The sequence below is a fragment of the Streptomyces sp. NPDC047085 genome, assembly GCF_040643735.1.
Classification (GTDB): domain Bacteria; phylum Actinomycetota; class Actinomycetes; order Streptomycetales; family Streptomycetaceae; genus Streptomyces.
On sequence record NZ_JBEYUW010000008.1, the window covers coordinates 188,257 to 213,819 of the forward strand.

The following is a 25,563-nucleotide window of genomic DNA, read 5'->3' on the forward strand; positions in this document are numbered from 1 at the left end:
GCGCGCTCCGGCCATCCCCCGCGGTCACCACCCCACCCGGGACCGCCCGACCCCGCGCCGAACATCTCCTCCCCCCACCGGCGCTGCGACGATGGACTCCCAGACCTCACAGTCATCCCAGGCATCCCAGTCACCTCATACGTTCCAGGTCGACCTGCGTGGTCTGGTGGACCTGCTCTCCCATCACCTCTACTCCAGCCCCAAGGTCTATCTGCGCGAGCTGCTGCAGAACGCGGTGGACGCCATCACCGCCCGGCGCGCCGAGGAGCCCGGCGCCCCGGCGCGGGTGCGGCTGTACGCGGACGCCCGGGAAGGCGTCCTGCGGGTGGAGGACACCGGCGTCGGGCTCACCGAGTCGGACGTGCACAGCCTGCTCGCGACCATCGGCCGCAGTTCCAAGCGGGCGGACGGGCTGCAGGAGGCCCGGTCCGAGTTCCTCGGCCAGTTCGGCATCGGTCTGCTGGCCTGTTTCGTGGTCGCCGAGCGGATCCGCGTGGTCAGCCGCAGCGCCCGTACGCCGAAGGCCCCGCCGGTCGAGTGGACCGCGCGCGACGACGGCTCGTACACCGTGCGCACGCTCCCCGACGCCGAGCGGCCCGAGCCCGGCACCACCGTGTACCTGACGGCGCGAGCGGGCGCGGCGGAGTGGCTGGCGCCCGAGCGGGTCCTCACCCTCGCCCGGGACTTCGGCTCGCTGCTGCCGTACGACGTCCGGGTGGGCGAGGAGGCGGTCACAGACCTGCCGGCGCCCTGGGACCGCCCGTATCCGAGCCCGGCCACGCGCAGGGTGGCGCTGGCCCGGCACTGCCACGAACTCTTCGGTTTCACCCCGTTGGACTCGATCGACCTGGACGTGCCGCTGGCCGGGGTCCGGGGGGTGGCGTACGTGCTGCCGGCGGCGGTCAGCCCGGCGCAGCGGGCCACGCACCGGGTGCATCTGAAGGGCATGCTGCTGACCGAGCGGGCCGAACAGCTGCTGCCCGACTGGGCGTTCTTCGTGCGCTGTGTGCTGGACACGGACAGCCTGCGGCCCACGGCCTCGCGCGAGTCGCTGTACGAGGACGAGACTCTCGCGGGCGTACGGGAGGCGCTCGGCGAGCGGATCCGGTCCTGGCTGACCGGACTCGCGGCCGGCGATCCGGAGCGGCTGGCCGCGTTCCTGGCCGTGCACCACCTGGGCGTGAAGTCGCTGGCCCGGCACGACCGGGAGATGCTGCGCACGATGCTGCCGTGGCTGCCGTTCGAGACGACCGACGGACAGCTGTCCCTGGAGGAGTTCGCGCAGCGGCACCCGGTGGTGCACTTCACGCGGACGGTCGAGGAGTACCGGCAGGTCGCGCCGATCGCCTCCGCGCAGGGCGTCGGAGTCGTCAACGGCGGTTACACGTACGACAGTGAGCTGATCGAGGCGCTGCCCTCGGTGCGGCCCGGGACGGTGGTCGCCGAGCTGGACGCGGACACCGTGACCGCGCACCTGGACACGGTCGACGCGGCGGAGGAGCTGGCGCTGTCCGGGTTCCTGGCGGCCGCGCGCGCGAAACTCGACCCGCTGGGCTGTGACGTCGTCCTGCGCGCGTTCCATCCGCTGTCCGTACCCGCGCTGCACCTGGACGACCGGGCCGCGCGGCACGAACAGGCGCGGGCGGAGGCCGAGGAGCAGGCGGACGACCTGTGGGCGGGCATCCTGGGCTCGCTGCGCGGCAGCGCCCCCCGCGCGCGTCTGGTGCTGAACCATCTCAACCCGCTGATCCGCAGGATCAGTTCGCTGCGGGACCCGGAGCTGATCGGAACCGCGACCGAGTCGCTGTACGGTCAGGCGCTGCTGATGGCGCAGCGCACGCTGCGGCCGGCCGACACCGCGCTGCTCAACCGGGCGTTCATCGGGCTGCTGGAGTGGGCGACCCACGGGGAGGGTGACGGGCGATGAGCGAGATCACGGACTTCGACGCGCTGCGCCGGGCCATGGCCGAGAACTCCGAGGAGCCGGAGGGGCCGGCCCGCAACGCGCGCGCGGAGGAACTGCTCGCGGCGGCCGAGCGGCTGGACATCCCGCTCGCCGTGATCGAGGCGCTCGGGCACCAGCTGAAGGTCTACAACTACAGCTCCGAGAAGGACCGCATGTTCGTGCCGTTCGCGCGGCTGCTGCGCATGTGGGACGAACGGCCGGAGGACTTCGACGAGTACGAGGCGCACTCGCTGCACTGGGTCTTCAAGTGGGTGTCGGCGGGCATGCTGGACCAGCCGCACATCCCGCTCGCCTCGATCGAGAAGTGGCTCGGCGAGATGGAGCACCGCTACCGGCTCGCGGGGTACTCCGAACGGGCCGTGCGCAGCGCCGAGTTGAGCGTGGCCGCGCACATCGGGGACCGGCCGCGGGCCGAGCGGGCGTACGCCGCGTGGCTGGCCGCGGACCGGGACCGGATGGCCGACTGCCACGCCTGCGAGCTGCACGGGCAGGGGGCCTGGCAGGTCAAGCGCGGCAGCGACGAGGAGGCGCTGGAGCTGTGGCGGCCGGTACTGGAGGGCGAGTACAGCTGCGCGCACGAGCCGCACACGGTGCTCGCCTCCTCGCTGGCCCCGCTGCTGCGCCTGGGCCGCCTGGACGAGGCCCGCTCCCACCATCTGCGCGGCTTCCGCCTCGTACGCCCCATGGAGAGCATGCGGGGCGCCTACGCGGACCACGTGGAGTTCTGCGCGCTGACCGGCAACGAGGCGCGCGGTCTGGAGCTGCTCGCCGAGCGGCCGGCGTACTTCACGGACACCGGGCATCCGCGCAGCCGGCTGGACTTCATGGCCGTGGTGACGCTGCTGACGGACCGGCTGACCGCGCTGGGGCTGGGCGAACGGCAGGTACCGGGCCCGGCGGGCCGGGCATGGACGGCGCGGGAACTCGCCGCCCACGCGCGCGCGGCGACGCTGGAGCTGGCCGAGCGGTTCGACAAGCGCAACGGCACGTCGTACGTCGGTGACCGCGCCCGCGCGCGGATGGCGCAGCGCCCGCTGGTGGAGCGGCTGCCGCTGGGGGTGCGGACGGTACGGTCGGCGCCGGCTCCGGCGCCGGTGGTCGCACAGCCACCGGCTCCCGACGTGCCTGAGCAGCCGGACCTGTCCGCCCTGCTGACCGAGGCGCGCCGGCTCTCGGACACCCTGCGGCCGAACGCCCTGGAGGCGTGGGCCGCGGTCGCGCAAGCCGCCGGGGATGCCGAGCTGGACACCCGCGACCGCGCGGAGATCGCCGACCACGAGGCGATGGCCCGCGGCCCCGAGGGCATCGCCCTGTTCGAGCGGGCCGCCGAGCTGTACGCCGAGGCGGGCGACCCCGGCGAGGCCCTGGCGGCACGCGCGCGTGGGGCGTACGTACGCGCGCTCACCGGCGAGGTGGACGCCGCGCTGGCGGCGATCGCCGGCCTGTACGACGAGACGCTCGCGCTGTACGCCGAGGACGCCACCGGCGTACGCCAGACGGCGTCGGTGGTGATGAGCCGGGCGCGCATTCTGATGCGCCGGGTTCATGAGGGAACGCCGGGCCCGATGGAGCCCCGAGAGGCCCCGGGCGCGGATGCGGACGCCGTGGCGGCGGGCTCGGGTGTCCGGGCCGAGGAGGCCGGCGGGTACGCCCAGGGGCCCCTTGCCGAGGCCGAGCTGGCCGTGCGGGAGGTGCTGGCGCTCGTCGACGGGCGGGTGGGCGACGACGTGCGGCTGGCGGCGCGGGCCGCCGAGGCGCGGGCGATGCTGGCCGAGCTGGCCGGAGAAGCCGGGGAGGACGAGCGCGCGGCCGAGTTGTGCCGGCAGTCCGCCGCCACGTACGTGGACGCCGGGCTGCCGTGGTTCGCGGTCGAGCACGAGGTGCGGGCCGCGGCGCTGGCGCATCGGCTCGGGGACGCGGCCGGGGCGGAGCGGGCGCTGCGGGCCGCGCTGGAGCACGGCGGTCCGTACGTGGAGCCGGCCGGGCGCGCCCAACTGCATCTCCAGCTCGCCGAGGTGGTCGGCGCCCGGGGCGCGGTCGCGGAGGCGGCGGAGCACGCGCTGGAGGCCGCGCACTGGGCCGACGAGGCGGGCGAGAGCGCCACGCTGGGCGCCTGGGCACGGCACCAGCTGGGCGGCTTCCTGCTGCGCCAGGGGCGGTGCGCGGAGGCCGCCGAGGTGCTGGAGTCGGCGCTGCCCGACCTGTCCGCCGAGACGCACGGGGACGGAGCCGTCGTCCAGGCGCGGTGGTGGCTCGGGGACTGCCTGAGCGAGCTGGGCGAGCACCGGGCCGCCGCCGAACACCGGCTGCGGGCCGCCGAGATCGCCCGGCACTGGCCCGAGCAGCAGGACCACGCCACGCTCGCCCACCTCGCCGCCGAGTCCCTGAGCAACGCCGGGCTGCTGGAGGAGTCCGACCAGGCGTACGCGCGCGCGGGTGAGCTGTGGCGGACGCTCGGCAACCCGCACTTCCTCGTCCGCTCGCTGCGGGCCCGCGCCTGGCTGGCGCTGCGCGCGGAGGCCGGAGCGCGGGGCGCGCGGGAGCTGATGACGGACGCCGTGCACACCTGCGAGCACGCGCGGGAGGCCGCTGCCGACCCCGTGAGGCGGGAGCTTCTCACCGACGAACTCGCCCACACCCACCGCCAGTTCGGCGACCTGCTGGCCCGCTCGGCGGCCGCCGACGAGCAGGACGGGGCGACGGACGAGACAGAAGACGGCGCGATCCAGGCGACGTTCGAGGCGGCCCTGGTCCAGATGGACCGCGCGGCAGCCCTGTTCGGCACCCTCGGCGCGGACGGCCTGCACAGCCGTACCGCCGCCGAACTCGCCGCCGCCTGGCTGGAGACGGACCTCGGCCGCCCCGCCGAGGCCGCGGCACGCGCGCGTGCCGTACTCGCCGCCTACGAAGCCGCCGGCGACGGCGACGAGACCGTCCGGGCCCGCCGAGCGGAGGCCACCGAGGTGCTCGGCCTTCCGGAGACCGGGCGGGAGCGGTGAGGAGAGCCCGGCGGCCGGCCGCTCACTCCACGCCGATGAGCAGCAGCGCGCCCTGCCGGCCGCCGCGGTACACCACAGTGTCCACGGCGAGGTAGGACTCGCGTACGCGGGCTTCCAGGTGGTCGGCGACCGTGTCGGGGGCCTCGTCGCCGATGACGAGGGTGACCAGCTCCCCGCCCGCCTGGAGCATGCGGTCCAGGACGGTCTCGGCGGTGGCGGTGACGTCGGGGCCGATGACCGCCACGTCTCCGTCGATGAGGCCCAGGACGTCACCGGCCTGGCAGATGCCGGCCGTCGTCCAGGCCTGGCGCTCGGCGACGACGAGCTCGGCGTACCGGGTGGCGCCCGCCGCCGAGGTCATCTGGACGACGTCCTCGTCGAACCGGCGTTCCGGCTCGTGCACGGCGAGCGCGGCGATCCCCTGGACCGCCGAGCGGGTCGGGATCAGGGCGACGCGGATGCCCTCGGTGCGCGCCTGCTCGGCGGCCGCGGCGGCCGTGTGGCGCAGCTCGGCGTCGTTGGGCAGCAGCACGACCTCGCGCGCGTGGGCCCGCCGCAGGGCCTGCACCAGCTCGCCGCTGGCGGGCGGCTCGCCGGGGCGGGCCAGGACGGTGGTCGCGCCGGCCTCGGCGTACAGGCCGGCCAGACCCTCGCCGGGCACCACGGCGACGACCGCCCGCTGGACGCGCTCGCGCGGCGGCCGCTCACCGCCGGTGTGCACGTCGCCGAGCCCGAAGTGCGTGATCCGAATCCGGTACGGCCGCCCGGCCTCGACGCCCGCCTCCACGGCCGCGCCCGCGTCGTCGACGTGCACATGGACGTTCCACAGCCCGTCGCCGCCGACCACGACGAGGGAGTCCCCGAGGGCGTCGAGCCGCTCCCGCAGCCTGGCCACGGCCTCGTCACCGGCCTCCAGGAGATAGATCACCTCGTAGGCGGGACCACCGGCGCCGTTGCGGTCGGCGGCGCACAGGTCCGCCTCGGAAACGGCCTCCACGCGCGCGTGCGGGCCGGAACCGGCCGCGGAGACGGCCGCCGGCGCCGCCGACGTGCTCGGGGCCTCGCGCACCGCCTCCCCCGTGAACGCCTCCACCAGCGCCCCCAGCACCGCCACGAGTCCTCTGCCGCCCGCGTCGACCACCCCGGCCCGCCGCAGCACGGCCAGCTGTCCCGGAGTCGCCGCCAGGGCCGCCCTGGCCCCTTCGTAGGCGGCCCGCGCGACCGTCGCGCAGTCGCCCTCGGCTCCCTCGGCGGCGTCCGCGGCGGCCGCGGCGACCGTCAGCACCGTGCCCTCGACCGGGTGGGCCACGGCCTCGCGGGCCGAGTCGGCCGCCTGCCGCAGGGCCAGCCGCAGCCGCGCACCGTCGATGGGGGACGCCTCGCCCGTCTCCGCCGCTCCGAGTACCTGCGCCATGCCCCGCAGCAGCTGGGCGAGGATGGTCCCGGAGTTGCCCCGGGCCCCGATGAGCGCCCCGTGGGCCATCGCGCGCACGGCGTCCGCGAGGGACGGCTCCCCCGAGCCCGTCTCGTACCCGGCGAACACGGCCTCCACCGCAGTCGCCGCCGACTCCAGGGTCAGGTAGAGGTTCGTGCCGGTGTCCCCGTCGGCGACGGGGTAGACGTTGATCGCGTCGATCTCCTCGCGTGCCCGGCCCAGCGCCCCCAGCGCCAGACCGCACCAGCTGCGCACCGCGAGAGCATCGAAGAATGTCTGCGGCACCTGCGCCACCTGCGCCTCCCTGAACCGGCTGGACGGTGGACGCAGCGTAGACCCCGAGGTGGTGTCCACCGGAAGAGGGCCGGGAGCGGGGCCCTGAGGTGCCATGGTAGTTTCGTTGTACGGGCGCAGCCGTTGTATGCTGCTCCGGTTGCCCGATCTCGATCGGGCTGTTCCCCTGGCAACGCCACTCAAGATCTCAGGTCTTAGGATCTCGATCCCGGCATGCCGGGATTAACCGTAAGTGCATCTGAAGTCTTTGGAGTGACCCGTGGCTGCCAACTGCGACGTCTGCGGCAAGGGGCCGGGCTTCGGCAACAACATCTCGCACTCGCACCGCCGTACGTCCCGCCGCTGGAACCCGAACATCCAGCGTGTGCGTACCGTGGTCGGCGGGACGCCGAAGCGCGTGAACGCCTGCACCTCGTGCATCAAGGCCGGCAAGGTCTCGCGCTGACGCAACAGCTGAGCGCGCGGCCACTGTCTGGTTCGCTGCACTGAGCCGGTCCACCTCAGGGTGGGCCGGCTTTTTGCCGTGCCCGCAGCCGTACAGGCGTACGGGCGTCCGGGTGCGAGATCAGCTCCTGAAGCGCCAGCCATGATCCACCGGCCCGATCCCCGCCCCCAGCGCGAACCCGGCCGCGATCGCCCCGGTGACGTACTCCTTGGCCTCTGCCACCGCCTGCGGCACGGGCAGCCCCTTCGCCAGGCCCGACGCGATCGCGGAGGCGAGCGTGCAGCCCGTGCCGTGGGTGTGCCGGTTGTCGTGGCGCGGGGCCCGCAGCACGTGCTCCTCGGAGCCGTCCGTGAGCAGGTCCACCGCCTGGTCCCCGGCCAGGTGCCCGCCCTTGATCAGCACCCACCGCGGCCCGTACTCCAGTACGGCCGCCGCGGCCCGTCGTAGATCGTCTTCCGATGCGACGTGAACGCCCGTGAGTTGGGCGACCTCGTCGAGGTTCGGGGTGGCCACGGTCGCCGCCGGGAGCAGCTTGGTGCGGACCGAGTCCAGCGCGGACGCGGCCAGCAGCGGGTCGCCGTGCTTGGAGACGCCCACCGGGTCCACCACGGCCGGGGCGTCCGTACCGGAGATCAACTCGGCGACCGCCTCGACCAGTTCGGCCGAGGCGAGCATCCCGGTCTTCACGGCCTGCACGCCGATGTCGTCGACCACGCTGCGGTACTGGGCCCGTACGGCCGCCACGGGCAGCTCCCAGGCGCCCTGCACGCCCAGGGAGTTCTGCGCGGTCACGGCCGTGATCACGCTCATCCCGTGGACGCCGAGCGCCAGCATCGTCTTCAGGTCGGCCTGGATGCCGGCGCCCCCGCCGGAGTCCGAGCCGGCCACCGTGAGGACCCTGGGCGGCACGCGCGAGGCGCTCATGCCTCTATGTCCCCGAAGTGGTCCCAGCCGCCCTTGCTGGTCCAGGGCGCCCCGTCGACGGTCACCTGGGGCAGCGCCGAGGGGTTGAGGACCTCGCCGATGACCTTCCAGCGGGCGGGGAGCTTGGCGTCCGGCGGGAAGGTGGCCACGATCGCGTGGTCCTCTCCCCCGGTGAGCACCCACTGCAGCGGGTCCACGCCGACGGCCTGCCCGATGTCGTTCATCTGCGAGGGGATGTCGATCGCGCCGGAACGGATGTCGATACGGACCTTGCTGGCCTCGGCGATGTGCCCGAGGTCGGCGATCAGTCCGTCGCTGACGTCGCACATCGCGGTCGCGCCGAGCGCGGCGGCGGCCGGGCCCGCGTGGTACGGCGGCTCGGGGCGCCGGTGGGCCTCCACGAAGGCGCGCGGCGAGCGGAAGCCGCGGGAGAGCACCGCGTAGCCGGCCGCGGACCAGCCCAGCCAGCCCGTGACGGCCACGAGGTCGCCGGGCTGGGCGCCCCCGCGCGTGACCGGCTCCTGGTTGCGCAGATCGCCGAGCGCGGTGATCGACACCATGATCGTGTCGCCGCGTACGACGTCTCCGCCGACCACGGAGGCGCCCGCGACCTGGCACTCGTCGCGCAGCCCGTCCATCAGCTCGCTGGGCCAGGTGACCGGGAGTTCGGCCGGGACGACCAGGCCGAGCAGCAGCGCGGTCGGTACGGCGCCCATGGCGGCGATGTCCGCGAGGTTCTGCGCCGCCGCCTTGCGTCCGACGTCGTACGCCGTGGACCAGTCGCGGCGGAAGTGCCGCCCCTCCAGCAGGATGTCGGTGCTCGCCACCACCCGGCGGTCGGGGGCGGCGACCACCGCGGCGTCGTCTCCGGGGCCGACCCGGACCGCCGGGGTGGTGGTGAGACGGGAGGTCAGCTCCCGGATGAGCCCGAACTCACCCAGCTCACCCACTGTGCCCTTCATTGCCTCAAGCCCCTTCTCTGCCTGGCCGTGCCCACTCGCGCGTCCTCAGTGTCCCCGATACGGTCAAGGTGACCGTCAACTTCCCCTCGTGCCTGCACCATGGCGCGCAAGCCCGGTTCCCGCAGGTCTCCCCGCGGGGAGCGGCGACGCGATACCGTGGCGTTCCTTTTCCCCACATGATCCTCGTGGCCGCCCTGGAGGTTCCGTGGTACAGGCGTACATCCTGATCCAGACGGAGGTCGGCAAGGCGTCGACCGTCGCCGAGACGATCAGCAAGATCCCTGGAGTGATCCAGGCCGAGGACGTGACGGGTCCGTACGACGTCATCGTGCGCGCCCAGGCCGACACGGTCGACGACCTGGGCCGCATGGTGGTCGCGAAGGTCCAGCAAGTGGACGGCATCACGCGCACCCTGACCTGTCCGGTCGTGCATCTGTAGCCCCCGTCTACGCTTGGCCGGTGAACTTCTCCCGTCACCGGCCTCTCGGCCTGCTCGCGCCCGCCCTGCTGATCGTCGTCGCAGGCTGCTCCTCAGCAGACGACAGCGCCGACGTGGCGGTTCCCACCCCCGACGCGAAGACGGCGCGGGTCTGCCGGGATCTGCACGGGGTGCTGCCCGAGAAACTCGACGGACGGAGCCGTACCGACCCCGGACCCCGGTCCGCCTACACGGCGGGCTGGGGAAGCCCGGCGATCATACTGCGCTGCGGTGTCGTCCGGCCGCCCAAGATGATCGATCCCAAGGTGGCCGAGGGCGGGGACCCGGACGCCCTGCCGGGCGGGGTGAACGGCGTGGACTGGCTGATGGAGAAGCAGGGCGACGGCACCTGGCGGCTCACCACGGCCAAGCGCGAGGCCTATGTGCAGGTGAGCCTGCCCGAGGGGATGTCCGCACAGGACGCCACACCGGTGCTCACCGGCCTCGCGGACTCCATCAAGAAGGCGATCCCCAGGGGGATCGCCTCCATGAGATGACGGTGCGCGGGGAGATGCCGGCGCGCGTGCGGGTCAGCGCAGCCCCGTCGAGCGGCGCAGCGCGGCCTGGACCAGGCGGTCGATGAGCTCCGGGTAGGCGATGCCGGAGGCCTCCCACATCTTCGGGTACATCGAGATCGGCGTGAACCCGGGCATCGTGTTGATCTCGTTGATCACGAACTCGCCGTCCTGGGTGAGGAAGAAGTCCGCGCGGACCAGGCCCTCGCAGGACGCCGCCTCGAACGCCTCGACGGCGAGGCGCCGCACCTCGGCGGTCTCCTCGTCGGTGAGCGGCGCCGGGACGATGCCGGGCGTGGAGTCGATGTACTTGGCGTCGAAGTCGTAGTAGGCGTGGGCGTCCGGCGGCGGGATCTCGGCCGGGACGGAGGCGCGCGGGCCGTCCTCGAACTCCAGGACGCCGCACTCGATCTCGCGGCCGCGCACCGCGGCCTCCACGAGGATCTTCGGGTCGTGCCGCTGGGCCTCGGCGATCGCCTCGTCCAGGCCGGAGAGGTCCTCGACCTTGGTGATGCCGATCGAGGAACCCGCGCGCGCGGGCTTCACGAACAGCGGCCAGCCGTGCTCGCCGGCGAGGTCGATGATCTTCTTGCGGGCGGCGGACTCGTCCCGCTCCCACTCGCGGGGCCGGATCACCACGTACGGGCCGACCTTGAGCCCGAAGGAGGTGAACACCCGCTTCATGTACTCCTTGTCCTGGCCGACGGCCGAGGCGAGCACACCCGAGCCCACGTACGGCACCCCGGACAGCTCCAGCATGCCCTGCAGGGTGCCGTCCTCGCCGTAGGGGCCGTGCAGCACCGGGAAGACGACGTCGACCTCGCCGAGGGCCTTGGGCACGGCACCGGGCTCGCTGTAGACGACCTCGCGGCTGGCGGGGTCGACGGGGAGCACCACCGCGCCCTCGGTGGACTCCGCCAGGTCCTCGACGGCGGGGACGCGGCGGTCGGTGATGGCCATCCGCTCCGGCTCGTCGGCCGTGAGCATCCAGCGGCCCTCGCGGGTGATGCCGATCGGCAGGACGTCGTACTTGGTCCGGTCGATGGCCCTGAGGACGGCGCCGGCGGTGACGGCGGAGATCCCGTGTTCGGAGCTGCGGCCGCCGAACACGACGGCCACGCGCGGCTTGCGGGACGGCTGCCCGGGGCTCTGGGGGAGGTTCTCGGTGCTCATATCGCGTTGAGAGTACCCGGTGGTAGAGCCCCAGGACAGCGTCGACGGGACCGCCGGAAGAGGGGCGTCCGCCGGTGTCGCTCAGCGTCGCTCGGGCTTCGCGCTGCGCGACATCAGCTCCTTGAGGGCGACCACCGGAGGCTTGCCCTCGTGCACGATGTCCACGACCGTCTCGGTGATGGGCATCTCGACGCCGTGCCGGCGGGCCAGATCCGCAACGGACTCGCAGGACTTGACGCCTTCGGCGGTCTGCCGGGTGACCGCGATGGTCTCCTCCAGGGTCATGCCCTTGCCGAGGTTGGTGCCGAAGGTGTGGTTGCGGGACAGCGGCGAGGAGCAGGTGGCCACCAGGTCGCCGAGGCCGGCGAGTCCGGAGAAGGTCAGCGGGTCGGCGCCGAGCGCTACCCCGAGCCGGGCGGTCTCCGCCAGGCCGCGGGTGATGAGCGAGCCCTTGGCGTTGTCGCCGAGTCCCATGCCGTCCGCGATGCCGACGGCGAGGCCGATGACGTTCTTCACGGCACCGCCCAGCTCGCAACCGACCACGTCCGTCTCCGTGTACGGCCGGAAGTACGGCGTGTGGCAGGCGGCCTGGAGCCGCTGGGCGACCGTCTCGTCGACGCAGGCGACCACGGCGGCGGCGGGCATGCGGGCGGCGATCTCGCGGGCCAGGTTGGGGCCGGTGACGACGGCGATGCGGTCGGGGCCGACCTTGGCGACGTCCTCGATGACCTCGCTCATCCGCATGGCGGAGCCGAGTTCGACGCCCTTCATCAGGGAGACGAGCACGGTGCCGGGCGCGAGCAGCGGGGTCCACTCGGCGAGGTTGGCGCGCAGGGTCTGGGAGGGGACGGCGAGGACGGTGAAGTCCGCGTCGCGCAGGGCCTCGGCGGGGTCGGCGGTGGCGCGCAGGTTCTCCGGGAGTTCCACGCCGGGCAGGTAGTCGGGGTTGGTCCGCGTGGAGTTGACCGCGTCGGCCAGCTCGGGGCGGCGGGCCCACAGGGTGACCTCGCAGCCGGCGTCGGCGAGGACCATGCCGAAGGCGGTGCCCCATGAGCCGGTGCCCATGACGGCGGCCCGGACAGGCTTGCTCACGTGCCGCTCTCCTCTTCCGTGCCGGCCGGCGTGGTCTCGGCGGCCGGGCGCGGGTCCTCGGTGCCCGTGCGCGCGGTCTGCCGCCCGGTCTGCGCCTGGGTCCTGCGGCGCTGCTCGATCCGCTCGCGGCGGGGGTCGTACGGCGTCTCGGGGGCCTTCTCGCCGCGGATCTCCTCCAGCTGGCGGGTGATGGCGGCCATGATGACCTCGGTGGCCTCCTTCAGGAGGTCGGCGGTCATCTCCTTGTCGTAGAACCGGGAGAGGTCCACGGGCGGGCCCGCGAGGACGCGGTGGGTCTTGCGCGGGAAGAGGTGGGGCTTCTTGGCGTAGGGCGGCAGCAGTTCGTTGCAGCCCCACTGGGCGACCGGGATGACCGGGCACTTGGTCTGCAGGGCCACGCGGGCGGCGCCGGTCTTGGCGGTCATGGGCCAGCCGTCCGGGTCGCGGGTGAGGGTGCCCTCGGGGTAGAAGGCGACGCACTCGCCGCGCTCCACGGCATCGATCGCGGCCCGGAAGGCGCTGAGCGCGTCCGTGCTCTCGCGGTAGACGGGGATCTGTCCGGTGCCGCGCATCGCGGCGCCGACGAATCCCTTCTTGAATAGCCCGCTCTTCGCGAGGAATCGCGGAACCCGTCCGGTGTTGTACTGATAGTGCGCGTACGCGAAGGGGTCCACATGGGAATTGTGGTTCACCGCGGTGATAAATCCGCCGTCGGCCGGAATGTGCTCCATTCCACGCCAGTCCCGCTTGAGCAGAACCACCAGCGGCGGTTTGCAGAGGACCGCTGCGAAGCGGTACCAGAACCCGATTCTGCGGCGGGACACGCGGACACCTTCCTCTAGGACTTGCTCCGGGCCCGTGGGGCCGCACAAGTGTCGCCCCGAGCCGCCGGTCTGTCGAGAACACCGTACGCCCCAGTCCCTGGCGCGCCGGATGGCCCGGGTGACAATGAGCGCGACACGAGAGGGGCGGTACGCCGGTGCAGTGGACCTTGGTCATCCCCCTGAAGCCCCTGGCACGGGCCAAGAGCAGGCTGGCGGACACCGCTTCCGACGGGGTGCGCCCGGGGCTGGTCCTCGCGTTCGCGCAGGACACGGTGGCCGCGGCGCTGGACTGCCCGGCGGTCGCGGATGTGGCGGTGATCACGGACGATCCGCTGGCCGGCCGGGAGCTGGCGACGCTGGGCGCCCGAATCGTCCCGGACTCGCCTGGAATGGGATTGAATGCGGCACTGGCGCACGGGGAGGCCGTCGTACGGTCGCTGCGCCCCCGGACTCCCGTGGCCGCCCTCAACGCGGATCTGCCGGCGCTGCGTCCGCTGGAATTGTCCCGGGTGCTCGACGCGGCCGCCGAATTCTCCCGCGCATTTCTCGCGGACGCGGCCGCACTCGGCACGACATTGCTGGCGGCGGCCCCCGATCATGCGTTGCGCCCCGCATTCGGCACCGATTCCCGCGCCCGCCACCGCGCCTCGGGGGCGACGGAACTCGGCATCACCGGCGTGGACTCGGTACGACAGGACGTCGACACCGGCGACGACCTGCGCGCGGCGCTGGAACTGGGAGTGGGACGGTACACGGCCGCGGTGTCCACGGGACTGCTGATCCCGGAACCCTGAGGCGCGGGTGGCGCGGGGACGGCGGGCGGCTGTCTGCGGCCGCGCGGCTACGGCGGCTACACAGCCGACGGCACTGCAGTTCCCCAGGGGCGCGGGGAACTGCGCGAGCAACCGCGACGGACCCGCACCCGGCAGCGCACCGCAAGCCCAACGACGCGCCCCCACCTCGGCTGGCATTAGGCTGGCCGACATGCAGGCGACCGCATACACGTACGACCCCGAAACCCGCAGCGGGCAGGTGCTGCTCGACGACGGGACGCCGGTCCCCTTCGACGCGGCCGCGTTCGACGCCGGCGGGCTCCGGCTGCTGCGGCCGGGTCAGCGGGTGCGGATCGAGACGGAACCGGAGGGCACGGGACTCCGGATCACCCTCGTAACCCTTCAAACCCTGTAACTCCCCTTACACACGCCGCGGGCCGGGCTCCCGAGAGGAGTCCGGCCCGGCGTGAGTGCCCTGGCGGCCTTACGACGTCGCCTTGCGGGCGGTGGCCTTCTTGGCGGTGGTCTTGCGGGCCGTCGACTTCTTGGCCGGGGCCTTCTTGGCGGTGACCTTCTTCGCCGGGGCCTTCTTGGCCGCCGTCTTCTTGGCGGTGGCCTTCTTCGCGGCGGTGGTCTTGGCGGCCGCCGTGGTCTTCTTGGCTGCGGCCTTCTTCGCCGTGGTCTTCTTGGCGGCGGCGGTGACCTTCTTCGCCGGGGCCTTCTTCGCGGTGACCTTCTTCGCGGCGGCCTTGGTGGTCTTCTTGGCGGCGGCCTTCTTGACCGTCGCCGCGGCCCCGCCGGTCAGGCTGCCCTTGGGCGCCTTCTTGACGGCGACCTCGCCGCCCCGCGGGAGCTTCTTCGAGCCGCTGACCAGGTCCTTGAAGCCCTGGCCCGCGCGGAAGCGGGGCACGGAGGTCTTCTTGACCCGAACCCGCTCGCCCGTCTGGGGGTTGCGGGCGTAGCGGGCGGGGCGGTCCACCTTCTCGAAGGACCCGAAGCCGGTGACCGAGACCCGCTCACCCGCGACGACCGCGCGGACGATGGCGTCCAGGACATGGTCGACAGCCTCGGCGGCCTGCTGGCGGCCGCCCAACTTGTCGGCAATCGCTTCTACGAGCTGCGCCTTGTTCACGTCTTCCCCTTCGGAGACATCGCCGGAACGAAAGTGTTCAAGCTTTTTCGCACGTTAGGCAGATATATACCGCAAATCAAACACGAAACGGGCTTATCACCCTTGTGCCGCAACGGATTCGGTTGTTCTGGACGTTCAGCGGCCCTCTTCGGGGATCCGACCCTCGTCGAGGTCCGCGGTGAACCGCTCCAGCCGCCTTGCCGCGTCGGCGAGATCGTGCTTGGCCACGGCCGTAATGACCAGCAGCTTCCGGGTCAGCGCCATCCGTACGCCCTCCGGGACTTGCAGTGCGCGCACTCTTGTGTGCGCTTCCTTGAGTCGGTCCGCGACTGCCGTATAGAGCTCGAGTTGGCCGTCGTGTTCCATGCACAGATTGTGCCATCTGGGGCGAGTTGTCGCCTGCGCAGGGTGCAACTGCCGCCTCCGGCAGCCTTCTCGGGCCATCCGGACGCCGCGGGTCCAAGAGTCGCGTACCCCGTCAACCCCCTTCTTAACGTGGGAAGTTGAGCGCAGGAGCGGCTCCGCGCGGGGCCGTTCGGGTGCAGACATGGCTGTACCCCCGATCGTGGCGATCGGGGGTACAGAGGGGACGTCGGGTGGCCGAAACCCGACGGGTTCGGCCGTTGTGGATCAGGCCTGCAGCGTCCGCGGCTTGTAGGCGGGCCGCTTGGCCTCGTAGGAGGCGATGTCGTCCTCGTTCTGGAGGGTGATGGAGATGTCGTCCAGCCCGTTCAGCAGCCGCCAGCGGGAGTTCTCGTCCAGCTCGAAGGAGGCGGTGATGCCCTCTGCGCGAACCTCACGCGCCTCAAGGTCCACAGTGACCTCAGTAGTGGGGTCCTGCTCCGTGAGCTCCCACAGCGCGTCCACGACCTTCTGGTCGAGCACCACGGTGAGCAGCCCGTTCTTCAGCGAGTTGCCCCGGAAGATGTCCGCGAAGCGGGAGGAGATCACGGCCTTGAAGCCGTAGTTCTGCAGCGCCCAGACGGCGTGCTCGCGGGAGGAGCCGGTGCCGAAGTCGGGGCCGGCGACCAGGACCGTGGCGCCCTGCCGCTCGGGCCGGTTGAGGACGAAGGACTCGTCCTTGCGCCAGGCCTCGAACAGCCCGTCCTCGAAGCCGTCCCGGGTCACCTTCTTGAGCCAGTGAGCAGGGATGATCTGGTCGGTGTCGACGTTGCTGCGGCGCAGCGGGACGGCCCGGCCGGTGTGGGTGGTGAAGGCTTCCATGATTCTCAGACTCCAGCGGGCGCGGGGACGTCGGACAGGTCGGCGGGCGAGGCCAGGTGGCCCAGGACGGCGGTCGCGGCCGCGACCTGCGGCGACACCAGGTGGGTACGGCCGCCCTTGCCCTGCCGGCCCTCGAAGTTGCGGTTGGAGGTGGAGGCGGAGCGCTCGCCCGGGGCCAGCTGGTCCGGGTTCATGCCGAGACACATCGAGCAGCCCGCGTGCCGCCATTCGGCGCCGGCCTCCTTGAAGACCACGTCCAGGCCCTCGGAGACGGCCTGCAGACCGACCCGCGCGGAGCCCGGGACGACCAGCATCCGTACGCCGTCGGCGACTTTGCGACCCCGCAGCAGGTCCGCGGCGGCACGCAGGTCCTCGATACGGCCGTTGGTGCAGGAGCCTACGAAGACGGTGTCGACCTTGATGGAGCGCAGCGGCTGACCGGCCTCCAACCCCATGTATTCCAGGGCCTTTTCGGCGGCGAGGCGCTCCGAAGCGTCTTCGTACGAAGCCGGGTCGGGGACGTCGGCCGAAAGCGGCGCGCCCTGGCCGGGGTTGGTGCCCCAGGTGACGAACGGGGACAGTTCCTCGGCGTTGATGAGGACCTCGGCGTCGAAAACGGCGTCCTCGTCGGTGCGCAGGGTCTTCCAGTACGCGACGGCGGCGTCCCAGTCGGCGCCCTCGGGGGCGTGCGGGCGGCCCTTGAGGTACGCGAAGGTGGTCTCGTCGGGGGCGATCATGCCCGCGCGGGCACCGGCCTCGATCGACATGTTGCAGATGGTCATCCGGGCCTCCATCGAGAGCTTCTCGATGGCGGAGCCGCGGTACTCCAGGATGTAACCCTGGCCGCCGCCGGTACCGATCTTCGCGATGATCGCGAGGATCAGGTCCTTGGCGGTGACACCCTCGGGCAGCTCGCCCTCGACGGTGATGGCCATGGTCTTCGGGCGGGCCAGCGGCAGCGTCTGGGTGGCCAGGACGTGCTCGACCTGCGAGGTGCCGATGCCGAACGCCAGCGCGCCGAAGGCGCCGTGCGTGGAGGTGTGCGAGTCGCCGCAGACGACCGTGGTGCCCGGCTGGGTCAGGCCCAGCTGCGGTCCCACCACGTGGACGACACCCTGCTCGACGTCGCCCAGCGGGTGCAGCCGGACGCCGAACTCCGCGCAGTTCTTGCGCAGGGTCTCCAGCTGGGCGCGGGAGACCGGGTCGGCGATGGGCTTGTCGATGTCCAGCGTCGGGGTGTTGTGGTCCTCGGTCGCGATGGTGAGGTCGAGGCGCCGCACCTGCCGGCCGCTCTTGCGCAGCCCGTCGAAGGCCTGCGGGCTGGTCACCTCGTGCAGCAGGTGCAGATCGATGTAGAGGAGGTCGGGCTCGCCCTCGGCGCGCCGGACGACGTGGTCGTCCCAGACCTTCTCCGCGAGTGTCCTACCCATCGCTTTCCCTCCGGTCGGCCAAGGTCACGCCGACGCAACTAGAGATCTTGAGGAAGCGGCGCCCGAGCCCCTGATGCGGTGATTGTGGGCATCCACCACCAGGCCCGTTGGTCTTCGGGCCGCTGTGTGATTCAAGGGTGGCGCGTTCCACGGAAAATTGAACTTGCGTTTCACAGAGTGAGACGTGAGTATCGTTGCATGGACAACAGTAGCGGCGTCGGCGTTCTGGACAAGGCGGCCCTCGTCCTGAGCGCTCTGGAGTCCGGTCCGGCCACCCTCGCGGGTCTGGTCGGGGCCACCGGACTGGCACGACCCACGGCCCACCGCCTGGCCGTGGCTTTGGAACACCACCGCATGGTGGCACGGGACATGCAGGGACGGTTCATTCTCGGGCCACGTCTCGCGGAACTGGCCGCCGCGGCGGGCGAGGACCGCCTGCTCGCGACGGCCGGCCCGGTGCTCACGCACCTGCGGGACGTCACCGGCGAGAGCGCGCAGCTCTACCGTCGCCAGGGTGACATGCGCATCTGCGTGGCCGCGGCGGAACGGCTGTCCGGTCTGCGGGACACCGTTCCGGTCGGCTCCACGCTGACCATGAAGGCGGGCTCGTCCGCGCAGATCCTGATGGCCTGGGAGGAGCCGGAGCGGCTGCACCGCGGCCTGCAGGGCGCCCGCTTCACGGCGACGGCCCTGTCGGGCGTACGGCGGCGCGGCTGGGCCCAGTCCATCGGCGAGCGCGAGCCGGGCGTCGCGTCCGTCTCCGCCCCCGTACGCGGCCCGTCCAACCGCGTGGTGGCCGCCGTCTCGGTATCCGGTCCCATCGAGCGCCTGACCCGCCACCCCGGCCGTATGCACGCCCAGGCGGTCATCGACGCCGCGGCCCGCCTGTCGGAGGCCCTGCGCCGCTCCGGCTGAGCCGCACCCCGGGAACGCCGAGGAGGGCCTGCCTCAACGCCGCGGCAGGCCCTCTTCGATCCCCCGTCCCCCCTGGTCAGCCGGTCTTCTTGGCCACCGGGCTCCCCTGGTCAGCCGGTCCTCTCGGTCACCGGTTCCTGCCGGTCAGCCGGTCTTCTCGGTCACCGTTCCCTGCTGCGAGCGGTACGAGAACCGGTCCTTCGCGTACCGCCCCCGCTTCTCCAGCGGTATCTGCCCGTGCGCGGCCGCGAGGCCGAACGCCGGCATGTCCCCGTAGATCGCCTCGTACGACCCCTCCGGCACGACATACGCCTCGTGCCAGATCCCGACCTGACCGCGCAGCTTCCCGGTCCGCTCCTTGCGGTTGAGCTGCGCCCAGGCCTTGTGATGGAAGGCGTCCGGCGCGGTCGCGTAGGCGTACAGCTTCTCCTTGGACTCCCAGTACTGCACGACGTAGTACGTGCGCGGCGACGCCGTCAGCAGAACCCGGCTGCGCAGGCCCCGCGCGGGGTCCTTCTCCAGCTCCCGGAGCATGCGGAACATCGCGAGCATCACCGGCAGCCACAGATGAACGGCCCAGAAGCGGTTGATGCGCATGCCGATCAGCAGGACGACGACGTCGCCCTTCGCGTCGGCGGTCGTACGGGACACCATGCCAACTTCCCCCTCGTTGGTGAGCGGCGCTATCCAAGTAGCGATGCTTGGATAGTGCCGTTATCCAAGAAGGGGCGCAAGACATGCGGCTCGCCGAGCTGAGCAGACACAGCGGTGTGTCCACCGCGACGATCAAGTACTACCTGCGCGAGGGGCTGTTGCCGCCCGGCCGCCAGATCAACGCCACGACGGCCGAGTACGACGAGGAGCATCTGCGCCGGCTGCGGCTGGTGCGCGCGATGATCCAGGTCGGCGGACTGCCCGTGGCGACGGTCCGCGAGGTGCTCGGGCACGTGGACGACGACTCCCTGGGCCGCACGATCCGCCTGGGCGCGGCCCTGTGGGCGCTGCCGCAGATGCCGGAGCCGGACGAGGACGACGCGTTCGTGCAGGCGGCGCACCGGGAGGTGGACGAGCTGCTGGACCGGTTGGGCTGGTCGAACGCGAAGCTTCTGACGACGATCTCCCCCTCGTACCGCTCCCTGGTGGTGGCGGTGGCCACGTTCCGCCGGCTCGGTTACGAGTGGGGGTTCGAACTGCTCGCGTCCTACGGCAGGTTGATGCACGAGGTGGCCAAACTCGACCTGGACTTCGTGGAGACGCATCCGTCGGAGGCGGAGAAGGTGGAGACGGCGGTGCTCGGCTCGGTGCTGACCGAGCCGATGCTGCAGGCCCTGCGTCGGCTGGCCCAGGAGGAGGAGTCGGGGCGCCGCTACGGTTTCGAGTAGTGCGCGGGAACGACGAAGGCCCTCCACCGGAGTGGAGGGCCTTCCCTGTGCGTACCCCCGACCGGATTCGAACCGGCGCTACCGCCTTGAGAGGGCGGCGTGCTAGGCCGCTACACAACGGGGGCGTGGACACTGCGTTTCCGCAGGTCCGAGCTGGTCTACCTGGACTCGAACCAAGACTAACTGAACCAGAATCAGTCGTGCTGCCAATTACACCATAGACCAATGATGGTTTAGACCAGTCAGTACCCCCGACCGGATTCGAACCGGCGCTACCGCCTTGAGAGGGCGGCGTGCTAGGCCGCTACACAACGGGGGCCCTAGCGATCTCGACGTGATCGAGATCAGTACCCCCGACCGGATTCGAACCGGCGCTACTGCCTTGAGAGGGCAGCGTGCTAGGCCGCTACACAACGGGGGCTTTGCAGATGAGCTCTGCGAGCTGGCCTACCTGGACTCGAACCAAGACTAACTGAACCAGAATCAGTCGTGCTGCCAATTACACCATAGGCCACTGGAACTCAAGCCCCTACGGGGTTCTCGTTCTAGCTTGCTCCTCGGGGCCCGGCCTTTCGGCCCGCTCCCCTCGGCGCAGGAAGAACATTACCTGAAGGTGGACGGGGCTCCAAAACGGGTATCCGAGCGGACGAGCGCGGGGAGTTCGCCGAGGGTCGTGATCCGGCACGTCGAAGGGCCCCCGGCGTCCTCGGCGTACGCCCCGACCCGGTCGATCCAGACCGACAGCAGCCCTGCCTCGGCGGCACCGCGCCCGTCGATCTCCGGGTGGTCGCCGACGTACGCCACCTGGTGCGGGGGCAGGCCGAGCGCGTCGCAGGCCGCCAGGAAGGCACCGGCCTCTGGCTTGGACACGCCCAGCTCGGCGGCGCACAGCACCGTCTCGAAGCGCTCGCGCAGGCCCAGGGTGCGCAACTTGTGCTCCTGGACCGTGAGGCTGGAGTTCGACAGCACCGCGTGCCGATGACTGGCGGCGAGCTCGTCCAGGGCGGGCACCACGTCCGGGAACACGCTCCAGGCGGACTCGTAGTGGCCGATGTAACGCCGGAACCAGGCGTCGGCCTCGGCGTCGTCCAGGGGTGTGTCCAGGAACACCCTCACCCGATCGCGCCGCTGCCCCTCGAAGGTGTTCTCCCCGGCCGCGTACCGCGCCCACTGCTGGTCGGTGATCTCCCGCCACCGCGCGAGGGCCCGCTCCGGGCTCCCGGGCCCGTCGAGCATGCCCTCGGCCGCCAGATGGGCCCGCATGCCCTCACGGTCCGCGGTCGTGTAGTCGAACAGCGTGTCGTCCACGTCCCAGACCACGGCTCTGATCGTCATGCCACCGACGGTACCGCCGAACGGCTGGCAGACTGGTCGGCATGAGCGAGTACCGCGTCCAGTTCACCGTCGAGGCCCGTGCGACGTTCGACGCCCTGCCCGCAGAGCGCCGAGCACAGTTGGACAGGGCCGTACGCATACTGGCGCGCGACCCGTTCCGGAAGACATCGACCGCACAGCTGGGCCCTGACGAGCACCTGCGCAAGGCGTATGTGGCCCCGGGCGTCATGCTGGAGTACATGGTGGCCGGCGCGATCATGGTCGTCGTCGTGCTGGAGATCTTCGACGAGAGCGCCTATCTGATCGATGAGGCCGACGCGCAGTGATCAACGCGTCAGGGGCGGCACCCGGTGTCTTCCGGGTGCCGCCCCTGGCGTATGGGTCGGCTAGGGCGCCTGCGCCGGTTACGCGCTCAGCTTCGCCAGCGCCGCGTCGATGCGGGCCAGCGTCTTCTCCTTGCCGAGGACCTCGAGGGACTCGAACAGCGGCAGACCGACCGTACGGCCGGTGACCGCCACGCGGACCGGGGCCTGGGCCTTGCCGAGCTTGAGGCCGTGGGCCTCGCCGGCGGCCAGGACGGCCTCCTTGAGGGACTCGGCCGACGTCCAGTCCGCGGACTCCAGCTTCTCGCGGGCCGTGCGGAGCAGGGCGTCGGAGCCCTCCTTCATCGCCTTGGTCCACGAAGCCTCGTCCTCGACCGGCTCCGCCAGGAACAGGAAGTCGACGTTGTCGGTGATCTCGGAGAGCACCTTGAGGCGGGTCTGGGCGTGCGGGGCGATCGCCTCCCACTTGGCCTCGTCGAAGTCCTCCGGCGCCCAGGGCGCGAACGGGGCCCGCAGCCAGGGACGGCAGCGCTCGGTGAACTCCTTCACATCCAGCATGCGGATGTGGTCGCCGTTGATCGCCTCGCACTTCTTCAGGTCGAAGCGGGCCGGGTTCGGGTTCACGTCGGAGATGTCGAAGGCCGCGACCATCTCCTCGATCGTGAAGATGTCCTGGTCGGCGGAGAGCGACCAGCCGAGCAGGGACAGGTAGTTGAGCAGGCCCTCGGGCAGGAAGCCCTGCTCGCGGTAGAGGTTGAGGGACGACTGCGGGTCGCGCTTGGAGAGCTTCTTGTTGCCCTCGCCCATCACGTACGGCAGATGGCCGAAGGCCGGGGTCTGCTTGGCGATGCCCAGCTCGGTCAGCGCCTTGTACAGGGCGATCTGGCGCGGGGTGGAGGAGAGCAGGTCCTCGCCGCGCAGGACGTGGGTGATCTCCATCAGGGCGTCGTCGACCGGGTTGACCAGCGTGTACAGCGGGGCGCCGTTGGCGCGCACGATGCCGTAGTCCGGGACGTTCTCCGGGGTGAAGGTCAGCTCGCCGCGGACCAGGTCGGTGAAGGTGATCGTCTCGTCGGGCATCCGGAAGCGGACGATCGGGGTGCGGCCCTGGGCCTGGTACAGCTCGACCTGCTCGGCGGTCAGGTCACGGCAGTGGCCGTCGTAGCCGGAGGGCTTGCCGGCGGCGCGGGCGAGCTCGCGGCGGCCGTCCAGCTCCTCCTGGGAGCAGTAGCAGTGGTACGCGTAGCCGCCGTCGAGGAGCTTCTGCGCCACGTCGGCGTAGATGTCCATGCGCTGCGACTGGCGGTACGGCGCGTGCGGGCCGCCGACCTCGGGGCCCTCGTCCCAGTCGAAGCCGAGCCAGCGCATCGCGTCCAGCAGCTGGTTGTACGACTCCTCGGAGTCGCGGGCCGCGTCGGTGTCCTCGATGCGGAAGACCAGGGTGCCCTGGTGGTGCCGGGCGAACGCCCAGTTGAACAGGGCGGTGCGGACCAGGCCCACGTGGGGGTTACCGGTGGGCGAGGGGCAGAAACGGACGCGTACGGGAGAGCCGGATGCGCTAGCCACGCTTGACAACCTTGTTGGTGAGAGTGCCGATGCCTTCGATGGTGACGGCGACCTCGTCGCCGACGTTCAGGGGGCCGACCCCCGCGGGGGTGCCGGTGAGGACGACGTCGCCGGGGAGCAGCGTCATGGCCTCGGAGATGTTGACGATCAGGTCCTCGATGGAGTGGATCATCTCGCTGGTGCGGCCGAGCTGGCGCTGTTCGCCGTTGACGGTGAGCTGGATCGTCAGGTCGTTCGCGCGGGCGAGGTCCAGGTCCGTCTCGACCCAGGGGCCGAGCGGGCAGGAGGTGTCGAAGCCCTTCGCGCGGGCCCACTGCTTCTCGCGCTTCTGCACGTCGCGGGCGGTGACGTCGTTGGCGCAGGTGAAGCCGAAGATCACGTCCTTGACGCGCTCGCGGGGCACCTCGCGGCACATGCGGCCGATGACGACGGCCAGCTCGGCCTCGTGCTGCAGGTCCTGGGTGAAGGGCGGGTACTGGATCTCGTCGCCGGGGCCGATCACCGAGGTGGAGGGCTTGAAGAAGGCGAACGGGACGTCGGGCACCTCGTTGCCCAGCTCCTTGGCGTGGTCGGCGTAGTTGCGGCCGAACGCCACGACCTTGTTGGGGAGCACCGGCGGGAGCAGCCTGACCTTGCTCAGCGGCACCTTCGTCCCGGACAGCTCGTAGTCCGCGAACGGGATGCCCTTGATGATGTCGAGGACGAGTTCGTCCTGCTTGTCGCCCTCGACCGCGCCGAAGGCTACGTTCCCGTCGATGGAGAACCTGGCGATGCGCACGGGATCCTTGCGCCTCTCACTGAGAACCGGCGTACTGACGCCCCAGGTTAACCGGTCGGGACGCCCCGTGTTCGGCCGGTACGGCGTGGCGGGCGGGGTATTTCCGGTCCGGGAAACCGGCGGAGCGGAATTCCGAGTTCCGGGAGTTTCGGGCGACACCTGACCTGAAACCGCCGTTGATCGGTCCGGATCCGAACCTTAGGATCACACCCCGGAAAACCAGTCGACTTTTCAACGGGGAGAGAACTTCATGCGGGCATCCCGGAAGACCGCCGCCCTCGCAGTCGCGCTTCCGGCGGCCCTCGCCGCGGTACTCGGCACGGCGCCGCTCGCCCACGCGGACGCGGGACCGTACTGCCTGAACGAAGTGAAGAACTGCGGGATCTTCTTCTACAACAGCGGACGTACGGGTTCCTTCACCGCTTTCCGGGGCAGCAGCGTCTCCAATCTCGCCGGGTACACCTTCCTCACCTCCGGGACCGGCAAGGGCCAGCCGGTGAAGAACAACGCCGCCTCTTTCAACAACCTGAGCGTCGACAACATCGCCACGGTCTTCTACAACAGCGGCTACTCGGGCGCCTGTGACACCTTCGCACCGCTGACCGCCACCGACCGGCTGCACAACACCTACAACGAGAACGCGTCCCTCGGCTTCGCCCGCGGCGGCACCGACTGCTACAAGTGGAACTGAGGCGCCGGGGCCGCGGCCCGGTCGCCCTGCCCGCACTGATCCTCCTGCTGCTGGCCGGCTGCGCCTCCCCCGGGCGGACGCCGGCCCCGGATCCGGCCACCACCCGTGCGGCAGCCGCCCCCAGCGCCTCCGCCCCGGCCCGGAACGCCTACACCTACCGGCTACCCCTCGCGGCCTACAGCTACAGCGACGCGGAATACGAGGTCATCGAGTCCGCGCAGCGCGTTCTGGCCCGCGACTGCATGAGAGAATTCGGGCTTTCGTACCCGACGACGAAGAAATCCGCTCCCACCGTCACGTCGGACCGCCGGTACGGAATATCGGACAGAAAGGTCGCGGCCCGCTACGGATATCACCTGCCGCCACAGCCGGCCGACCCCCAGCCGAAACTCGGTGCGGACCAGCGCCGTGTGCTCTACGGAAATCGGAACCCCGGAAACACGTTGACGTACCGGGGCAAGGAGATCCCGGAACTGGGATGCCTGGGATCCGCGGTCCGGGAACTGGCGCGGCCGTACGAGTATCCGGCGGGCGTCACCACGGCGAGCAACATCTCCTCGGACAGTTACCGGAAGTCGCTGGCCGACCCGGCCGTCAAAGCGCTCTTCGCCCGCTGGTCCGCCTGTATGAAGGGGAAGGGGTACGCGTACGCCTCCCCGATGGACCCCTTCCGCACCCCGGCGTTCACGGCCGGCCGCGCGAGCGCGCGGGAGAAGGCGACGGCGACGGCCGACATGACGTGCAAGGAGCGTACGGACCTGCTGGAAGCGTGGCTGAAGGCCGAGACGCGGATCCAGCGGGGGATGATCCGCGAGCACCTCGGGGTGCTGCGCCGGCTGCAGCGGCTGCATGCGGAAAAGGTGAGCGCGGCCAGGAAGATCGTCGCGGGTGCGTGATCTCCGGGCCG

General features: G+C 71.4%; 26 protein-coding genes and 5 tRNA genes. 12 read left to right on the forward strand and 19 right to left on the reverse strand.

Annotated features, from left to right (window positions below):
• Positions 1 to 91 precede the first annotated feature (91 nt).
• The gene (locus tag ABZ865_RS26250) at positions 92 to 1,927 is read left to right on the forward strand and encodes an HSP90 family protein (protein ID WP_361235036.1); all 1,836 of its coding nucleotides are present in this window, start codon (positions 92 to 94) and stop codon (positions 1,925 to 1,927) included.
• Positions 1,924 to 4,965: a tetratricopeptide repeat protein gene (locus ABZ865_RS26255; protein WP_361235039.1), complete on the forward strand. Its 3,042-nt coding sequence runs from the start codon at positions 1,924 to 1,926 to the stop codon at positions 4,963 to 4,965. The genes ABZ865_RS26250 and ABZ865_RS26255 overlap by 4 nt, the downstream gene beginning before the upstream one ends.
• Positions 4,966 to 4,987: 22 nt before the next feature.
• Here ABZ865_RS26255 and ABZ865_RS26260 read toward each other — a convergent pair whose 3' ends face one another.
• Entirely contained in the window at positions 4,988 to 6,694 is a 1,707-nt protein-coding gene (locus ABZ865_RS26260; protein ID WP_361235042.1) for a DAK2 domain-containing protein, read from the reverse strand.
• Between the two features lie 259 nt (positions 6,695 to 6,953).
• Between ABZ865_RS26260 and rpmB the strand changes: the two genes are divergently transcribed.
• Positions 6,954 to 7,139, forward strand: a complete 186-nt coding sequence (gene rpmB / locus ABZ865_RS26265) for a 50S ribosomal protein L28 (RefSeq protein WP_003993230.1) — start codon at positions 6,954 to 6,956, stop codon at positions 7,137 to 7,139.
• 120 nt (positions 7,140 to 7,259) lie between these two features.
• On the opposite strand, the gene thiD is transcribed toward rpmB, so the two are convergent.
• Entirely contained in the window at positions 7,260 to 8,063 is an 804-nt protein-coding gene (gene thiD / locus ABZ865_RS26270) for a bifunctional hydroxymethylpyrimidine kinase/phosphomethylpyrimidine kinase (RefSeq protein ID WP_361235045.1), read from the reverse strand.
• Positions 8,060 to 9,025, reverse strand: coding sequence for a thiamine-phosphate kinase (locus ABZ865_RS26275; protein ID WP_361235048.1), 966 nt, complete (start codon positions 9,023 to 9,025; stop codon positions 8,060 to 8,062). The genes thiD and ABZ865_RS26275 overlap by 4 nt, the downstream gene beginning before the upstream one ends.
• A 205-nt stretch (positions 9,026 to 9,230) precedes the next feature.
• On the opposite strand from ABZ865_RS26275, the gene ABZ865_RS26280 reads away from it, so the two are divergent.
• Together ABZ865_RS26280 and ABZ865_RS26285 are read left to right on the forward strand one after the other, a co-directional pair.
• The gene (locus ABZ865_RS26280) at positions 9,231 to 9,464 is read left to right on the forward strand and encodes an Lrp/AsnC ligand binding domain-containing protein (protein WP_003997603.1); all 234 of its coding nucleotides are present in this window, start codon (positions 9,231 to 9,233) and stop codon (positions 9,462 to 9,464) included.
• A 20-nt stretch (positions 9,465 to 9,484) separates the two neighbouring features.
• Positions 9,485 to 10,000, forward strand: coding sequence for a DUF3515 domain-containing protein (locus ABZ865_RS26285; RefSeq protein ID WP_361235051.1), 516 nt, complete (start codon positions 9,485 to 9,487; stop codon positions 9,998 to 10,000).
• A gap of 33 nt (positions 10,001 to 10,033) precedes the next feature.
• On the opposite strand, the gene ABZ865_RS26290 is transcribed toward ABZ865_RS26285, so the two are convergent.
• The 3 genes from ABZ865_RS26290 to ABZ865_RS26300 form a co-directional block, all read right to left on the reverse strand.
• On the reverse strand, positions 10,034 to 11,191 hold the full coding sequence (locus ABZ865_RS26290) for a D-alanine--D-alanine ligase family protein (RefSeq protein WP_361235053.1): 1,158 nt from the start codon (positions 11,189 to 11,191) through the stop codon (positions 10,034 to 10,036).
• An 81-nt stretch (positions 11,192 to 11,272) separates the two neighbouring features.
• Positions 11,273 to 12,283: an NAD(P)H-dependent glycerol-3-phosphate dehydrogenase gene (locus ABZ865_RS26295; protein ID WP_361235056.1), complete on the reverse strand. Its 1,011-nt coding sequence runs from the start codon at positions 12,281 to 12,283 to the stop codon at positions 11,273 to 11,275.
• Positions 12,280 to 13,107, reverse strand: coding sequence for a lysophospholipid acyltransferase family protein (locus tag ABZ865_RS26300; RefSeq protein ID WP_361235059.1), 828 nt, complete (start codon positions 13,105 to 13,107; stop codon positions 12,280 to 12,282). Before ABZ865_RS26300 ends, ABZ865_RS26295 begins: the two co-directional genes overlap by 4 nt.
• 155 nt (positions 13,108 to 13,262) lie before the next feature.
• Between ABZ865_RS26300 and cofC the strand changes: the two genes are divergently transcribed.
• Both cofC and ABZ865_RS26310 read left to right on the forward strand, forming a co-directional pair.
• A complete protein-coding gene (cofC, locus tag ABZ865_RS26305; protein ID WP_361235062.1) occupies positions 13,263 to 13,901 on the forward strand; it encodes a 2-phospho-L-lactate guanylyltransferase in 639 nt (212 codons plus the stop codon).
• Positions 13,902 to 14,091: 190 nt separating this feature from the next.
• On the forward strand, positions 14,092 to 14,295 hold the full coding sequence (locus tag ABZ865_RS26310; RefSeq protein ID WP_361235065.1) for a hypothetical protein: 204 nt from the start codon (positions 14,092 to 14,094) through the stop codon (positions 14,293 to 14,295).
• A gap of 69 nt (positions 14,296 to 14,364) precedes the next feature.
• Here ABZ865_RS26310 and ABZ865_RS26315 read toward each other — a convergent pair whose 3' ends face one another.
• The 4 genes from ABZ865_RS26315 to leuC form a co-directional block, all read right to left on the reverse strand.
• Positions 14,365 to 15,012 carry an HU family DNA-binding protein gene (locus ABZ865_RS26315; protein ID WP_361235068.1) on the reverse strand — a complete coding sequence of 216 codons (648 nt, stop codon included), beginning with the start codon at positions 15,010 to 15,012 and terminating at the stop codon, positions 14,365 to 14,367.
• 135 nt (positions 15,013 to 15,147) lie between these two features.
• Entirely contained in the window at positions 15,148 to 15,378 is a 231-nt protein-coding gene (locus ABZ865_RS26320) for a hypothetical protein (protein ID WP_361235071.1), read from the reverse strand.
• A gap of 264 nt (positions 15,379 to 15,642) precedes the next feature.
• A complete protein-coding gene (gene leuD / locus ABZ865_RS26325; RefSeq protein WP_361235074.1) occupies positions 15,643 to 16,236 on the reverse strand; it encodes a 3-isopropylmalate dehydratase small subunit in 594 nt (197 codons plus the stop codon).
• Between the two features lie 5 nt (positions 16,237 to 16,241).
• Positions 16,242 to 17,666 carry a 3-isopropylmalate dehydratase large subunit gene (gene leuC / locus ABZ865_RS26330; protein WP_361235077.1) on the reverse strand — a complete coding sequence of 475 codons (1,425 nt, stop codon included), beginning with the start codon at positions 17,664 to 17,666 and terminating at the stop codon, positions 16,242 to 16,244.
• Positions 17,667 to 17,864: 198 nt separating this feature from the next.
• Between leuC and ndgR the strand changes: the two genes are divergently transcribed.
• Positions 17,865 to 18,581, forward strand: coding sequence for an IclR family transcriptional regulator NdgR (ndgR, locus tag ABZ865_RS26335; RefSeq protein ID WP_009320373.1), 717 nt, complete (start codon positions 17,865 to 17,867; stop codon positions 18,579 to 18,581).
• Between the two features lie 144 nt (positions 18,582 to 18,725).
• Here ndgR and ABZ865_RS26340 read toward each other — a convergent pair whose 3' ends face one another.
• On the reverse strand, positions 18,726 to 19,235 hold the full coding sequence (locus ABZ865_RS26340) for a DUF4188 domain-containing protein (RefSeq protein WP_361235080.1): 510 nt from the start codon (positions 19,233 to 19,235) through the stop codon (positions 18,726 to 18,728).
• Between the two features lie 83 nt (positions 19,236 to 19,318).
• On the opposite strand from ABZ865_RS26340, the gene ABZ865_RS26345 reads away from it, so the two are divergent.
• Positions 19,319 to 19,963, forward strand: coding sequence for a MerR family transcriptional regulator (locus tag ABZ865_RS26345; protein ID WP_361235082.1), 645 nt, complete (start codon positions 19,319 to 19,321; stop codon positions 19,961 to 19,963).
• 52 nt (positions 19,964 to 20,015) lie between these two features.
• Here ABZ865_RS26345 and ABZ865_RS26350 read toward each other — a convergent pair.
• The 6 genes from ABZ865_RS26350 to ABZ865_RS26375 all read right to left on the reverse strand — a co-directional run bounded on the left by ABZ865_RS26350 (position 20,016) and on the right by ABZ865_RS26375 (position 21,298).
• A tRNA-Glu gene (locus ABZ865_RS26350) sits at positions 20,016 to 20,088 on the reverse strand.
• 28 nt (positions 20,089 to 20,116) lie between these two features.
• Positions 20,117 to 20,188: transfer RNA gene (locus ABZ865_RS26355), tRNA-Gln, on the reverse strand.
• A gap of 21 nt (positions 20,189 to 20,209) precedes the next feature.
• Positions 20,210 to 20,282 (reverse strand) — tRNA-Glu (locus ABZ865_RS26360).
• Between the two features lie 29 nt (positions 20,283 to 20,311).
• Positions 20,312 to 20,384, reverse strand: a tRNA-Glu gene (locus tag ABZ865_RS26365).
• 21 nt (positions 20,385 to 20,405) lie between these two features.
• A tRNA-Gln gene (locus tag ABZ865_RS26370) sits at positions 20,406 to 20,477 on the reverse strand.
• 89 nt (positions 20,478 to 20,566) lie between these two features.
• Positions 20,567 to 21,298, reverse strand: a complete 732-nt coding sequence (locus ABZ865_RS26375) for an HAD family hydrolase (RefSeq protein WP_361235085.1) — start codon at positions 21,296 to 21,298, stop codon at positions 20,567 to 20,569.
• A 41-nt stretch (positions 21,299 to 21,339) separates the two neighbouring features.
• Here ABZ865_RS26375 and ABZ865_RS26380 point away from each other — a divergent pair, with 41 nt between their 5' ends.
• Positions 21,340 to 21,624 (forward strand): hypothetical protein, encoded by a 285-nt coding sequence (locus ABZ865_RS26380; protein WP_361235087.1) that lies wholly within the window; start codon positions 21,340 to 21,342, stop codon positions 21,622 to 21,624.
• Positions 21,625 to 21,702: 78 nt separating this feature from the next.
• On the opposite strand, the gene gltX is transcribed toward ABZ865_RS26380, so the two are convergent.
• On the reverse strand, positions 21,703 to 23,187 hold the full coding sequence (gltX, locus tag ABZ865_RS26385) for a glutamate--tRNA ligase (protein WP_361235090.1): 1,485 nt from the start codon (positions 23,185 to 23,187) through the stop codon (positions 21,703 to 21,705).
• On the reverse strand, positions 23,180 to 23,965 hold the full coding sequence (locus tag ABZ865_RS26390; protein WP_361235093.1) for a fumarylacetoacetate hydrolase family protein: 786 nt from the start codon (positions 23,963 to 23,965) through the stop codon (positions 23,180 to 23,182). The genes gltX and ABZ865_RS26390 overlap by 8 nt, the downstream gene beginning before the upstream one ends.
• A gap of 250 nt (positions 23,966 to 24,215) precedes the next feature.
• On the opposite strand from ABZ865_RS26390, the gene ABZ865_RS26395 reads away from it, so the two are divergent.
• Positions 24,216 to 24,656, forward strand: a complete 441-nt coding sequence (locus ABZ865_RS26395) for a hypothetical protein (protein WP_361235096.1) — start codon at positions 24,216 to 24,218, stop codon at positions 24,654 to 24,656.
• Entirely contained in the window at positions 24,647 to 25,552 is a 906-nt protein-coding gene (locus tag ABZ865_RS26400) for a hypothetical protein (RefSeq protein WP_361235099.1), read from the forward strand. Before ABZ865_RS26395 ends, ABZ865_RS26400 begins: the two co-directional genes overlap by 10 nt.
• Positions 25,553 to 25,563: the final 11 nt, after the last annotated feature.